Here is a 12,552-nt window from a genome sequence, read left to right as displayed (position 1 = left end):
CCCGGGTGCGGCCGGTCGGGTGCGGGGTTCGCTCGGTGGCCGGCCGTGGCTCAGCCGGCGCCCGGCGGACCGGCGCTGACGCCGACCCTGAACGTGCAGGCGACGAGCGTGCTTTCGGTCGGCTCGCCCGCGATGAGGGCGGACAGCAGCCGGACGGCTTCGGCGCCCAGCCGCGCCCGTGGGATGTCGAACCCCATCGGTACGGGCTCGCTCGCCAGGTCCGGCGGCGGGCTGCCCAGGACAGCCAGCGACACATCGCCGGGGCAGCCGAGGCCCGCCTCGGCGACGGCGGCCCGCAGGGCGCGCCAGGCGTCACCGGTGTCGGTCTCCTCGGCGACGAACGCGGTCACCCCCTGCCTGTGCCAGGCGCGGATCCGCGCGGCGGTGACCTCGGATGCCGGATCGGCCGAGCGGAAGACGACCCTCGGCCCCGCGGGCAGGCCCGCGGCCCGCAGGCCGTCCAGGAAGCCGCGCTCGCGGTCGGCGGAGGCCGGCGCGTCGTCGTCCTCGCGCACCAGCACGACGCGCCGGTGGCCGGCGTCGGCGAGCGCGGTGACGACGTCCCGGCTTGCGCTCACATAGTCGGCACCCACCCAGGCCACCTGGTCGGTGTCCTCGCGGCGGCCGAGATGCACGACCGGGAAGCCGTCCCGCACGAGCCGCGCCAGTTCCCGCGCGGGAGCGTGCCGGCCCAGGAAGAGACAGCCGTCCGCCAGCCGTACCCGGTTGAGCGCGCCCGCGCCGGCCGCGTCGGCGCCGCCCGCGCTGGAGCCGGTGAACAGGACCAGGTCGTAGCCCTGTGCGGCGGCCTCCTGCTCCACGCCCACCAGGAACGGGTAGTACGAGTGGCGGACATCGGTCGGGAAGGTCGCGGTGAAGCTGAACACGCCGAGCAGGTTGTTGCGGGCGGCGGCGAGCCGGCGGGCGGCCGGATCGGGCACGTAGCCGAGGCTCTGCGCGGCCTGGAGGACCTTCCGGCGGGTCTCCTCGGAGATCGGCCGCGCCGTCGCCTCGTCCCGTCCCGACAGCACCAGGGACACCGTCGCCTGCGACACACCGGCCAGTTGGGCCACCTCGGCCTGCCGGGGGCGCGAGCGCCGTCCCGGCGGCACAGGGGTACGCCCCGGCCGGGCACGTCCCGCGACTTCCTTGGCCACGCCGCTCTCCTCGCTGTTAATGCGTATTAGGTAATGCGCATTAACGAGCACTGTGCGGGAGCGGCGGTTTCAAGTCAACCCCCGTGACGGGGCCGGCTTCACGGGCCGGGCCGCGCTTGAGGTTTCTGCGTGAGACAGGTGCCGCCGACGAAGGACGAGCACGGCACGCTCCGGACCGGACGGAGAGCGGACGGGCCACCCGGACCACGGGCCGCACCCTTCGGCGCCCGGCCACGGGCGGCCGTGCCGACCACGCCACCGGGGACATACGCGCTAAAGCGGTCGGCTGCGCGGCAGCGGCCGGGCTTGCGGCGGTGCTCCGGCAGGCCGACTTTCGCTCTGCGGTCGGCACCGGCTCAAATAGCAGCCATGAGCACAGGCACACCCCGTGCGGGAGCACGCAGTAGACAGCTGCGCCGGATCGTCACCCGCCGAGACCGGTCCGGACGCGGTCCCCGGCGATCCCGGCCGCCACTGGGGGCCCATCGCCCCGGACACCGACGGCGGGCACCCGAACGACCCCACGCCCGCCGGGCAGTTGGCGCTCCCGCCGAGCAGGCGGCGGGCCTGAACCACTGGGTGAACCTCTTCGCAACGACACTGCCCGCGCTGGCGGCGGTCGCCGCGCTGATCTTCACCTGGATTTCCGTCGCCCAGGTATCGGATGAATTGACCATATCCGAGCAGGGGCAGATCGCTGATCGGTACGACACCGCCGTGGAGAAGCTGGTCGACGACTCCATGGATGTGCGCAGGGGGGCCATCTACTCCATGCAGAGCATCATGACGGACTCTCCTCGAATGCAGCCCGCGGTCATCGACATGCTGTCCAAGTACATTCGCGACCGCGCCACCAAGAACCTGAAGACCACGGAGAAGTCCCCGGACATCCAGGCGGCCCTCTACGCGCTCGGGAACCGCAACCCCTCCCACGACGGAAACGCCGTCATCGACCTCAGGGGCGCCCATCTCAAAGAGGCCAAGCTGGAAGGGATGAATCTGGCCAACGCGGACCTCACCGAAGCGGTAGTCTCCGGCGCGAACGCCGAGAAGGCCGTTCTGTCCGGTGCGCGTCTGGAGCGGGCCGTGCTGCACGGAACACAACTGACGGGGGCCGATCTCTCCCAAGCCGACGCGTCGAAAGCCGACTTGAAGAGCGCCGTCCTGGCCGGCGCGGATCTGACGCATGCCCACGTCGAACAGGCCGACCTCCGGGGCGCGGACCTGACCGGCGCGGACCTGAGCGGGGTGGACATGGCGGGCGCCAACCTGGAGGGCGCATATCTGGCCGAGGTCACATGGAACGACACGAACCTCGCGGGTGCGCGTCGCCCCGAAGGGGACCTGCCCGATGACCTGCCGAGCAGCACCACGAGGCCACCGCGCTCACAGGCGACGAACGCCTCCCCGTGAGTGTTCGTCCCGGCCGGCGCGGTGCAGGGTTTGCCGTTCCAGCCCGTCACCGGGCCGGCGGGCGCGGTCACGGGCGGCCGAGGTCCGCTTCGCGGGCCGGCGCGCGCGGTCGATGCCGGTGGCCTTCGGCGTCGCGTGGGGCGGACGGCCGGGCCGCGACGCATATGCTCCCGCTGGGGCCGGCCTCAGTCCCTGCCGGTGGCCGCCGCGTCGACGGCGGTGAGCGCCGCCTCCAGACCGGCCAGTTGCCGGGCGTCGAGGGAACCGAAGAGCTGCCGCAGGTGCCGCGTCCCCGCCTGCTCTCCCGCCGCGAGGGCGGCCCGTCCCTGGCCGGTCAGCGTCACGGCCTTGCGGCGGCGGTCCCTGTCGTCGCCGGCCCGGGTGACGAGGCCGAGCCGTTCCAGTGCCTCCAGTGCCTGGGTGACGGAACGCGGCGCCTGGCCGAGGGCGTCGGCCAGCTCGGCCTGGTGCAGGGTGCCGCGCTCGGCCAGCAGCCGGAGCATCTTGGTGCGGGACAACGACACTCCCGCCGCCGCCATGTGGCGGTCGACCTCCTGGCGCACCTGGTAGGCGACGGAGAGGAAATGCAGCCCCACGTGGGCCGGGTCGGGGCCGGTGCGCTCCGCTTCGTGTTCGCTCATCGTGTCGGGTATCCTCCCACAAGGTATTCATGAGGTACCTCACGAATAGGGAGTCGACTCGATGAACCGCCCTGTCGCAGTGATCACCGGTGCCACCTCGGGACTCGGCCGGATCACCGCTCTCGAACTGGCCCGCCGCGGCTACCGCATCGGCGTCGTGGCACGGTCCCGGCCCAAGGCCGAGGCGCTGCTCGGTGAACTGAGGAGCACGGTCGGCGAAGCGCAGGCCGACGTCTTCCACGCGGACCTCGGGATCACGTCCCAGGCTCGTCGGGCGGGCGAGGAGATCGCCGCGCGCTATCCACGACTCGACGTGCTGGTCAACAATGCCGGCCTGCATGCGTTCTCCCAGCGCGTCACGGCGGAGGGAACGGCGGAGATGACCGCGGTCAACTACCTGGGCCCGTTCGCGCTGACGCGGGCTCTGACGCACACCCTGTCGGCGTCCGGCCCGGCACGTATCGTCAATGTCGCCTCGGAGGCGGCCCGGCAGGCCAGGAGCGTCTCGCCGCGGCAGGACCTGCGCAGCACCGCCCCCTACACCCGGCGCGAGTCGATGGCGCTGTACGGCCGGACCAAGCTCATGACCATCATGTGGACCCAGGAACTCGCCCGGCGCCTGGATCCCGCGAAGGTCACCGTGAACTGCTGCGACCCCGGCTTCAACGCCACCGGCCTGGGGCGGGACCTGCCTGGGTCCGCCCTGCTGCGGCGCACGCTGAACACCCTCGGGGTGGGTGACCCGCGCAAGGGCGCCGGCATCATCGTCCGGCTGGCGACCGATCCGGCGTTCGCGCACACAAGCGGCGGCTACTTCTCCGTACGCGACGCCAGACCCCTGGCATGTCCCGAGCCCGGCCGTGATGAGAGTGTTCAGGGCGAACTGTGGTCGGAAACAATGGCCTTGCTCGCCGGCCTCACGGCTCCGTGACGCGGAGTCGACGTCCGGCGGCTATCCAACCGCCGTAGATCCGAGGAGATATGACAGATCGTCACGTCGGTTGTGGCAGGAGGACATGGACAGGGGATCCCGCGGTGGACGCCCGCGCCCGCGCCGGCCTGACCGGCCGGGGTGCCGACGTACAGACCGTCCGGGCCCTCCTGGGCGGGCAGAGCGTACGCGGTGTCAGCGACAGCGAACTGTCCGCGCTGACCCTGCGGACCGGTTCCTGACCTCGGTCGTCGCGTTCGCCGGCTGATGAGCCGCGCCCCGTGCTACTGCCCCACCCGGCCGTCGACGCATTCGCGCAGCAGATCGGCGTGTCCGCAGTGGCGGGCGTACTCCTCGACCCGGTGAACCCACAGCTCGCGGACGGCGATTTCGTCCTTGCCCACCCGCGCGCCCAGATCCGGGAACCCGGCCAGCGCCGCATCGGTCGCCGCCTGTTCACGCGCGAGATCGGCGAACGCGCCCTCGACCACGGCCTGTTCCGCGACGGCACCGTCGAAGTCGGCGTCACGCGCTCCGTACAGCTTCGGCGCCGGGTCCTGTGGCACGACCCAGTTGCGCCAGTCACGCTCCACCTCGGCGAGATGACGGACCAGCCCCAGCAGGGACATGGTCGACGGCGGCACCGACCGGCGCGCCAGTTGCTCCGGGTCCAGGCCCTCGCACTTCATCCGCAGGGTCAGCCGATAGTCCCTCAGGAACTCCTGCAGCGTCGCCAGTTCGCCGACCGCGGTGGCCCCGTCCCGGTTACGGGGGTCCTCGTCCGGATCCGCCCACATGTCGGGGTACACACGGGCCTGGCTCCACCGCTCGGGCATATCGCTCACGCGCCGACTATGCCGGGCGGCGGACCGGCGGGCAACCGAGTATCGAGGCGCGCGCCGGCCCGCCGGGCTGCGGATAGGATCCGCGGGTGATCAGGATGGAGACGGCCCGTTTGGTCCTGCGCCGCTGGCGCGATGACGATCTTGAGCCGCTGGCCGCCGTCAATGCGGATCCGGACGTGATGCGCTGGATCGGTGACGGGTCGACCCGTGATACGGCCCAGACCCTGGCCGGCATCGAGGCCATGGAGCGGCAGTGGGAGGCCGACGGCTTCGGCCTGTTCGCCGTCGAGGTGCGATCCACCGGTGAACTGGCCGGCTTCACCGGTCTGTCGGTTCCCGAGTTCCTGCCCGAGGTGATGCCGGCGGTCGAAGTGGGGTGGCGGCTGGGGCGCCGTTGCTGGGGCCAGGGGTTTGCGACCGAGGCTGCCGCCGCCGTACTGCGGTTCGGGTTCCGTGATCGGGGGCTGGAGCGGATCGTGGGCATCACCCAAGTGGGGAACGGCGCATCCGAGCGCGTCATGACGAAGCTGGGGATGCGTCCGGAGCGCGAGTCGGTGGACCCTACGTGCGGACGTCCGGTCCGGATCTACGCGACGGGGAGCGCCGAAGCGCCCCGCGGCTGACCCGCCGCCCACCGCGGTCGTGGCCCGTCAGCTCGCGGGCCGCAAGCACTCCCCCGGCCAGCGGCGGGTTAGCAGCAGGCGCGCAGCCGTGCCGGACGGCCTGCGGCGACCGTCGTCGTGGCGACCGCCAGGCGGCTCGACGGCCTGACCTCGCACACGGTGGACCGGGGGTGCGCGTCGGTGAGATGACGCCCCCCTGCATCCGTCCGGCCGCCGCTCCGTCGGCCGTCCCTGCCGCTCAGGCCCCGGCGACCATCGGGTGTTTCCTTCGTCCCTGGGCCCCGCGACGTACCGCGCGCCGTGCCTACCCATCCGTCCCGGCGCGGTGGGCCGACTGTAGGGCGTAGCGCATACGGATCTTGTGGTTCTCGTCGCCGTGCCGGGTGACATCCTGGAACCCTTCTCGCAGGTAGAAGGCGTGGGCGCGCACGTTGGCGGCGAGCACGTCGAGCACCAGGTCCTGCTCAAGCCGCGCCGCCGTCTCGATGACGGTCCTGACGAGCCGGGCGCCGATGCCGAGTCCCTGGTAGCGGGGATGGAGTTCGATCCGCCCGAGATAGACCTCGACGTCGCGGTGCTCGACGACCAGAATGCCCGCGTCCGCTCCGTCGACGGTGACGATCTGCCATCGGCTCGGATCGAAGACGCGGGCGTGGTGGGCGCGTTGGTCCTGCTCGTTCCAGCCCCATATCGCCGTGACGACACTGCCCATGGCCGCCTTGTGGAGGTGGAAGCAGAACTCGTCGTCGGCCGGCAGCGCCGGGCGCAGTGCAACGGTGTCCATGCCCTCGATGTTCCCCGAACGCCCGGCGTCGGTACGCCGGTTGAGCCGGAAAGCCCGGGGCCCGGGGACCTCGCCGGTGCCGGATCAGCGGCGTCAGCGGCCGTCGAGCAGGCCCGCGTCATGCGCGAGGACGGCCGCCTGTACGCGGTTGGCGCAGCCGGTGCGGGTGAGGATCCGGCTGATGTGCGCCTTGACCGTGCCGGCGCTCAGATACAGCTGATCGGCGATCTCCGCGTTGGACAGCCCGGTGCCGAGCAGCCGCAGGACGTCCCGTTCGGCCGGGGTCAGCTCCTCGGTCTTGCGCAGCGCGGCCTCGGTCTCCCGGCCGGTGCGCACATGCCGTTCCATCATCCGCCGGGTGATCCGGGGCGACAGTACGGGTTCGCCCTTCGCGGCGAGTTGCACGGCGCGTATCAGCTCGGCGGGGCCGGTGTCCTTCAGGAGGAAACCGCCGGCCCCGGCCCGCAGGGCGCGCGTCACGCTCGCCTCCTCGCCGAACGCCGTCAGCATCACCACACGGGTGTGGGGCGAGAGCCGGGCGATCTCCTCGGCGGCGGCGATCCCGTCCGCGTTCGGCATCTGGATGTCGAGCAGGGCGACGTCGATGTCCTGGGCGCGGCATGCCGCGGCGGCCTCCCGGCCGTCACCGGCCTCGGCGACCACGTCTATGTCCTCGGGGTTCTCGGCGTTCTCCAGGATCAGCCGGATTCCCGCGCGCATCAGCGCCTCGTCGTCGGCGATCAGGACTCGGATCATCAGCTCATCTTAGGGCCGCTTCCGCGAGCAGGATGACGAGGAAGGCGACCGTCGGCAGGACCACGAGCAGCGCCACACAGCCCGACCCGAGGACGCGCGGCCAGGTCAGGATCTCGTCCGGCAGCGGGGCGCGCGCCCCGCTCCGTTCCTTGCCGTCGGACGGCTCGGGTGCGCTGCCGTCGGCGCGGGAGCGCGCGGCGTCCGCAAGGGGTGCGGGCAGGGCCCGGGGGCGCGCGGCGGTGTCCGGGGAACCGTTCCCGTGGGCGGGCAGCCAGGCCGCCATCCGGAAGCCCCCGTTCGTCAGGGCGCCCGCCTCGAACGTGCCGCCGAGCAGCGAGACCCGCTCCTGGCAGCCGGCCAGACCGCTGCGGTTCCCTCCGCGGGAGGGGCCCGCCGCGTGCGGTGCCCCGTTGGTGACGGACACCTCGATCCAGGTGTCCCCGCCCTTCACCGCCACCCGGGTGGGCGCGCCGGACGCGTGTTTCAGCACGTTCGTCAGCCCTTCGCGGACCACCCGGTGGATCGCCTGACGGGTACGCGGCCCCACCTCGGCCGGGTCGGGAACGGACCAGTCCAGCTCGACGGTGCCGCCCGTCCGCTGTGATTCCTTCACCAAGGCGGTGATGTCGTCACGTGTTCCCCTCTGGTCCCCGGTGCCGTCCGCCGGGTCCGGCATGTCCTCGTGCCGCAGGACGTCGAGGATGTCCCGCAGTTCCTCCATCGCCGTACCGGCGGTCGTACGCAGCAGCTCGGCCTGTTCGGCCAGGGCGGGTGCCTTCCGTGCGACGGCGAGTTCGAGCGCCCCGGCGTGCACCGATATCAGGCTCAGCCGGTGGCCCAGGAGGTCGTGCATCTCGCCCGCGATCCGGTTCCGTTCCTCCGTCCTGGCGGCCACGGCGGTCAGCGTGCGGGCCTGTTCCAGATAGGCGTTGCGTTCCCGGAGCAGGTTGACCAGCAGCCGGCGCCGTCCCAGCAGGGTCCCGGCCAGGGCGGGCAGCAGCAGGAGCAGCACCGCGGAGACCGCGTTGCCCGCCAGGGCCAGGGGCAGCGCTTCGGGCCGTGCCAGGCCACGCGCGACGGTCAGGACACCGACGACGGCGCAGGCCACCGCGACCATCTGCCAGGCGCGCCGCGGCGGTGCGAGACGACGGGTGGCGGCCAGCACGACCAGCGGCGCCACCGCCATCGTCCATACGTTGTCGCCCACGACCAGCGGGGCGGACCCCAGCACCGCGGCGACCGGGCGGGCGCGCCGAACCGGCACGAGCAGCGCCGCCCACACCCCTTCCAGCACCGCCCACACCAGCCGGTCCGGGGGCGCCAGCAGCAGCGGCACCAGACCGAAGGCCGCCGCCAGGGCGAGGAGCAGGCTCTCGACGACGACCGTACGCGGCGGGGCGGCACGCAGCGCGGCCCGGCTCCCGGCCGCCTCACGGCATATCCGCCGCGGCCAGCCGGCCACCGTGCGCCCGAGCCGTTCGGACAGCCGCAACGGTTTTGTTCCTGCGCGCACCTGACTCCTCATCGTTCCCGCTCCGCCGCCTCGGACCAGTCCGGGGGTAACGGTAGCCGCGGTGGCGGTGGCCGCACGGCGGGCCCTGGGGGTCATGCGCCGAGCCGGAGGCTCAGCTCTGACCGCAACGCGTCCACGTCGACCCGCTCGGCGGTCAGCAGCCGTACGACGCTGCCCGCCGCCGCGTCCGCGTCCGTCTCCGCCGCGTCGAGCAGGGCGGCCAGCAGATGGACCGTGCCGACCGTGGGCGAACCGTGCTCGGCGGCCGACAGCCGCGCCACCGCCATCATCCGGTCGGCGGCGGCCGACAACTGCACACCGTCGCCGTCGGAAACGGACTCGGGCCGGGGCGCCGCGGCCGCAGGGACGAGGGAAGCCTGCCGTGCGCCGTGCCGGCGCATCAGGTCCGCGGCCGAGTTGACGTCCGCCAGGCTCGCGGGGAGCGAGTGCCCGGCGACGGACAGGGCCCGGTCCAGGGCCAGCATCCCCAGCAGCAGGTCCACCGGCTCCGCCGCGGCACGCCCGCACCGTACCGCCTGCCGTATCGCCTCGACGGACACCGCGAACAGAACGGGTGAGCCGTTGACCGTGCTCTGGGAGGTCCAGGAAGCAATCGCGCGGCTGAGGCGGTTACCGCTCCTGCCCAGCGTTCCGGCCCGCCGCAGCAGCGTGACGCCGCGCGATTCCACCCCTTCGGTCTCCGCCTCGTCCAGCCGGTCGAGCGCGTGTGCCGCGGCGGCCGTGTCCAGCCGCTGGAGCGTCAGGGCCTCGCGTGCCCTGGTGTCCGGGAGCGTCAGGAGGGCGCGGGCCACATGGCGGCAGCGGACCGAGACCGTGGCCTCGGCGCGGGCCGATCCGAGCGCGAGCAGCAGGCATCCGCGCAGCGCCCCGGTCATCGCCGGCTGCGCCCGGTCGCTGTCCGGGGCGGACCGGCCGGACGCGAGGCCGACGCGCCACCACGCCTCGCGCCAGGCGAACTCGACCTCCCGCTCGTCGGCCTCACGATCGGCTTCCTCGTCGGTGCCGGCCGGGACCGGCGCGGCGCCCGCCTCGTCGTCGCTCACCCAGCCGAGGCCCGCCCGGCCGGAGATCAGACCGCTGAGCGAGCCGGCCTTCCGCATCCCCGGGGCGATCGCCGCACCGGCGTCCGTGTCCCCCGACACCAGCTCCCCCAGCAGGGTGTCCGTCCCCACCACCGGCACCTCTCGCCTGACCGCACGGCGCAGTGTCTCCACGAGCAGGTCCATGACGTCCTGTTCGAACTCCGTGGTCGCCCCGGCCATGGCCGTGCCGTCGGCATGTGCACCGGTCGTTGCTCGCTGACCCATCTACGTTCCCCTCAAAGCGCGGTGGCCTGACCAGAAGAACGCTAGGCGCAGCCGCCACGCCACCACATCGGCCGACCGGCCAGTCTCCCGATCCGATCGGCCGCGCTCCCGCACGCGCCGTTCAGTTGGAGGGCGCTACGAGTCCGACATCGTGATCCACGCGTCGAGTCCACCGCCGAGGCGGCCTCCGGTCACTGAGCCGACTGGACGGTGCGCGCTAGGGAGCGGCCACGGGGAAGGATCAGCCGCTTGCGAAGCCCCGTGCCACCCGCTCCAGTCGACGGCGATGGTTCTCCCACCACGCCCGGTCCTCCGCCGGCAGGTTGTCCTTGCCCTTCAAGTGCCCGACGCTCCCGTCGATCTGCTCGCGCACGATGTCGGCATGCCCGGCATGCCGCTGGGTGTCGGAGATCACACGCACCAGGATGTGGTGCAGCGTCACCTCCCGTCTCTCCTCGGGCCACCACGGGACATGGCCGATCGCGTCGAGGGCCAGCGCCGCGATCGTGCTGCCGGAGTGTTCCCACGCCCGCTGATACAGCCCGACGATGTCCTCACGGGACTCGTCGGCCGTGGCCCACATGTCCGCGTTGGGTGCCGCGTCCTCCGTGTACCACCAAGGCGGCCGTTCCCCGTCGAAGAACGGCCGCCCGAACGTGTCGCCGAAGTACCCCAGCTCCACGCCGGCGACGTGTTTGACCAGCCCCAGCAGGTTGGTGCCCGTGGGAGTCAGCGGGCGGCGGATGTCGTACTCCGAGAGTCCGTCGAGCTTCCACAGGAGGGCGTCACGCCCTTCTTGCAGATACCGGAGGAGGTCCGCTTTCGGGTTCGGTTCGGTCATGCCGGAAAGTCTTCCACCCGGCACTGACATTGATGGTGGTACGCAGGTTCCGGTGGCCGTGGCTCCGGCACCGACCGACGCCCCCTCATGGGGAAGGGGCGGGCGGGTGCCAGGTGGGTGGGAGTACGGCGGCGTCTCGCAGGTCCGACCACAGCCGGTCGGGGAGGGGGCGGGCGAGCAGGGTGGCTGACTCCTCGATCTCCCGGGGCGAGCGGGCTCCTACGACGACGGCGGTCACGGCGGGGTGGCCGAAGGGGAACTGCAGCGCGGCGGCGGCCGGCGGGACGCCATGGCGTGCGCACACCTCATGGACCGTCCGCACCCGGGCGGCCGGCGCGGGCGGGACCCGCTCATATCCGTGCGGCCCGCCCGGACGGGGGTCGGCGAGCAGTCCCGACTGCAGGACTCCGGCGGCCAGGACCGCGACGCCGCGCTCCTGGCGCAGCGGCAGCAACTCCGTGAGCGCCGACTGGTCGAGAACTGCTGCTGCGGCACGGGCCGGAAGAGTCCCCCGATGGAGGCAAGCCCGAGGCCGAGCCTGCTGACCGTCAGTCCGGTCCGCCCGAGCGGTACCGGGTCGTCCGCGCGCATGCCGCTCCTCCGCGTGGCCGGCCGGACTCACTCGAAGAACTTCAGGCCCCAGCCGGTGTCGGTGTTCGGGCCGGGGACGTTGGCGCGGCTGTAGGTGACCCCGCCCCACCAGCAGAAGGTGCCCGTGTACCAGTAGCGGTTCGACCAGGAGTACGGCGTCCCCTTCGGCACCGCGTGGAACATCAGGGGGAACCTGGGCCCTGCGGGCGGGCTGGTGGCGATGTCGCCGTCGAGCAGCACGAAACTGTGGTGCCCCGGACCGTCGACGTACAGGGTGGGGTCCCAACCCCGCATCATCGTCGCGGCGTTGGAGCCGAACAGGCAGCCGTTCGACTTGTACCAGTCCCACACGTACGTCGGGTCGCCGCCGGGCCGCAGCCTCAGGTCGGCCAGGCAGTACTGGTTGCTCCAGCTGCCGTTGGCCGAGTACACGATGTGCAGTTGGCCGTTCGGGTCCTTGATGGCCTCCGGTGCCTCGTTGATGAAGGGGTTGCCGACCACCCGTTCCCAGCTCTCCCGCGGCTGCGAGATGATGTACCGCGCCCCGGTCGGCGTGGTCGGGCTGCTCATCCGCGCGATGTACAGGTTCTGCTCGACGTTCGTGTCACCGGCCCATCCCGACCAGACGAACCAGCGCTGCCCGGAGAAGGTGAACAGGGTCCCGTCGATCGCCCACTTGTCGTCCGGCAGGGCGAGCTGAGTCTCGGCGGTGTACCCGCTGTCCGCCGAGGCGGAGCTGATCACGAACATGCGGTGGTTCGCTCCGGCGCCGGCCGTGAAGTAGATGTAGTAGCGGCCGCCGTCGCGCACCAGCTCCGGAGCCCACACCTCACCACGGCCGCGGGTGTCCGACCAGACCTGCCGGGCGGGCGCGGACGCGAGTGCGTCCGTGGAGGCCGCCTGCCGGACCGAGATGCCCCCGCCGGTCGACTGCACGGAGATGTAGGTGCCCCCGACCCGGATCACGCTCGGGTCCGCGGCCCGCAGCGGCGTCTGTCCCGCGTGGGCCGGGCCGCCGGAGGTCAGCGTGAGCGCGGCCGCCAGGACCGCGGCCAGGGCGAAGCCGACGGCGCCGTACAGACCTCGGAGAATCCTCATGGTCACGCTCCCTGGTCGGGCACCGCGGAAC

At 72.5% G+C, this 12,552-nt stretch carries 15 protein-coding genes; 5 read left to right on the top strand and 10 right to left on the bottom strand.

Annotated elements, in window-relative coordinates; all coding sequences use genetic code 11:
• Nucleotides 1-50 precede the first annotated feature (50 nt).
• The gene (locus ACIRFL_RS05250) at nucleotides 51-1,157 is read right to left on the bottom strand and encodes a LacI family DNA-binding transcriptional regulator (protein ID WP_404024050.1); all 1,107 of its coding nucleotides are present in this window, start codon (nucleotides 1,155-1,157) and stop codon (nucleotides 51-53) included.
• 388 nt (nucleotides 1,158-1,545) lie between these two features.
• On the opposite strand from ACIRFL_RS05250, the gene ACIRFL_RS05245 reads away from it, so the two are divergent.
• Both ACIRFL_RS05245 and ACIRFL_RS05240 read left to right on the top strand, forming a co-directional pair.
• The gene (locus ACIRFL_RS05245; protein WP_404024048.1) at nucleotides 1,546-1,728 is read left to right on the top strand and encodes a hypothetical protein; all 183 of its coding nucleotides are present in this window, start codon (nucleotides 1,546-1,548) and stop codon (nucleotides 1,726-1,728) included.
• 8 nt (nucleotides 1,729-1,736) lie between these two features.
• A complete protein-coding gene (locus tag ACIRFL_RS05240) occupies nucleotides 1,737-2,570 on the top strand; it encodes a pentapeptide repeat-containing protein (RefSeq protein WP_404024046.1) in 834 nt (277 codons plus the stop codon).
• 185 nt (nucleotides 2,571-2,755) lie between these two features.
• Here the strand turns inward: ACIRFL_RS05240 and ACIRFL_RS05235 are convergent, their stop codons facing one another.
• The gene (locus ACIRFL_RS05235) at nucleotides 2,756-3,211 is read right to left on the bottom strand and encodes a MarR family winged helix-turn-helix transcriptional regulator (protein ID WP_404024044.1); all 456 of its coding nucleotides are present in this window, start codon (nucleotides 3,209-3,211) and stop codon (nucleotides 2,756-2,758) included.
• 61 nt (nucleotides 3,212-3,272) lie between these two features.
• Here ACIRFL_RS05235 and ACIRFL_RS05230 point away from each other — a divergent pair, with 61 nt between their 5' ends.
• Both ACIRFL_RS05230 and ACIRFL_RS05225 read left to right on the top strand, forming a co-directional pair.
• Nucleotides 3,273-4,142, top strand: coding sequence for an SDR family NAD(P)-dependent oxidoreductase (locus ACIRFL_RS05230; RefSeq protein WP_404024042.1), 870 nt, complete (start codon nucleotides 3,273-3,275; stop codon nucleotides 4,140-4,142).
• Between the two features lie 104 nt (nucleotides 4,143-4,246).
• A complete protein-coding gene (locus ACIRFL_RS05225; protein WP_404024040.1) occupies nucleotides 4,247-4,384 on the top strand; it encodes a hypothetical protein in 138 nt (45 codons plus the stop codon).
• A 42-nt stretch (nucleotides 4,385-4,426) separates the two neighbouring features.
• Here the strand turns inward: ACIRFL_RS05225 and ACIRFL_RS05220 are convergent, their stop codons facing one another.
• Nucleotides 4,427-4,978, bottom strand: coding sequence for a DinB family protein (locus ACIRFL_RS05220; RefSeq protein ID WP_404024424.1), 552 nt, complete (start codon nucleotides 4,976-4,978; stop codon nucleotides 4,427-4,429).
• 104 nt (nucleotides 4,979-5,082) lie between these two features.
• On the opposite strand from ACIRFL_RS05220, the gene ACIRFL_RS05215 reads away from it, so the two are divergent.
• Nucleotides 5,083-5,610, top strand: coding sequence for a GNAT family N-acetyltransferase (locus ACIRFL_RS05215; protein ID WP_404024421.1), 528 nt, complete (start codon nucleotides 5,083-5,085; stop codon nucleotides 5,608-5,610).
• A 304-nt stretch (nucleotides 5,611-5,914) separates the two neighbouring features.
• On the opposite strand, the gene ACIRFL_RS05210 is transcribed toward ACIRFL_RS05215, so the two are convergent.
• The 7 genes from ACIRFL_RS05210 to ACIRFL_RS05180 form a co-directional block, all read right to left on the bottom strand.
• Complete coding sequence (locus ACIRFL_RS05210; protein ID WP_404024037.1) at nucleotides 5,915-6,394, bottom strand: GNAT family N-acetyltransferase; 480 nt, start codon at nucleotides 6,392-6,394, stop codon at nucleotides 5,915-5,917.
• Nucleotides 6,395-6,487: 93 nt separating this feature from the next.
• Nucleotides 6,488-7,150 carry a response regulator gene (locus ACIRFL_RS05205; protein ID WP_404024035.1) on the bottom strand — a complete coding sequence of 221 codons (663 nt, stop codon included), beginning with the start codon at nucleotides 7,148-7,150 and terminating at the stop codon, nucleotides 6,488-6,490.
• 4 nt (nucleotides 7,151-7,154) lie between these two features.
• Entirely contained in the window at nucleotides 7,155-8,663 is a 1,509-nt protein-coding gene (locus tag ACIRFL_RS05200; RefSeq protein WP_404024033.1) for a sensor histidine kinase, read from the bottom strand.
• Nucleotides 8,664-8,755: 92 nt separating this feature from the next.
• Nucleotides 8,756-9,991: a hypothetical protein gene (locus ACIRFL_RS05195; RefSeq protein ID WP_404024031.1), complete on the bottom strand. Its 1,236-nt coding sequence runs from the start codon at nucleotides 9,989-9,991 to the stop codon at nucleotides 8,756-8,758.
• Between the two features lie 241 nt (nucleotides 9,992-10,232).
• On the bottom strand, nucleotides 10,233-10,832 hold the full coding sequence (locus tag ACIRFL_RS05190) for a DinB family protein (protein WP_404024029.1): 600 nt from the start codon (nucleotides 10,830-10,832) through the stop codon (nucleotides 10,233-10,235).
• Nucleotides 10,833-10,917: 85 nt separating this feature from the next.
• Nucleotides 10,918-11,286, bottom strand: coding sequence for an aldo/keto reductase (locus ACIRFL_RS05185; RefSeq protein WP_404024027.1), 369 nt, complete (start codon nucleotides 11,284-11,286; stop codon nucleotides 10,918-10,920).
• Nucleotides 11,287-11,450: 164 nt separating this feature from the next.
• On the bottom strand, nucleotides 11,451-12,521 hold the full coding sequence (locus tag ACIRFL_RS05180) for a glycoside hydrolase family 43 protein (RefSeq protein WP_404024026.1): 1,071 nt from the start codon (nucleotides 12,519-12,521) through the stop codon (nucleotides 11,451-11,453).
• Nucleotides 12,522-12,552 lie beyond the last annotated feature (31 nt).

This window comes from Streptomyces sp. NPDC102462 (genome assembly GCF_044765425.1).
Taxonomy (GTDB): domain Bacteria; phylum Actinomycetota; class Actinomycetes; order Streptomycetales; family Streptomycetaceae; genus Streptomyces.
Note: the sequence above shows the minus strand (reverse complement) of the source record. Positions and strands in the feature narration are given on the sequence as shown.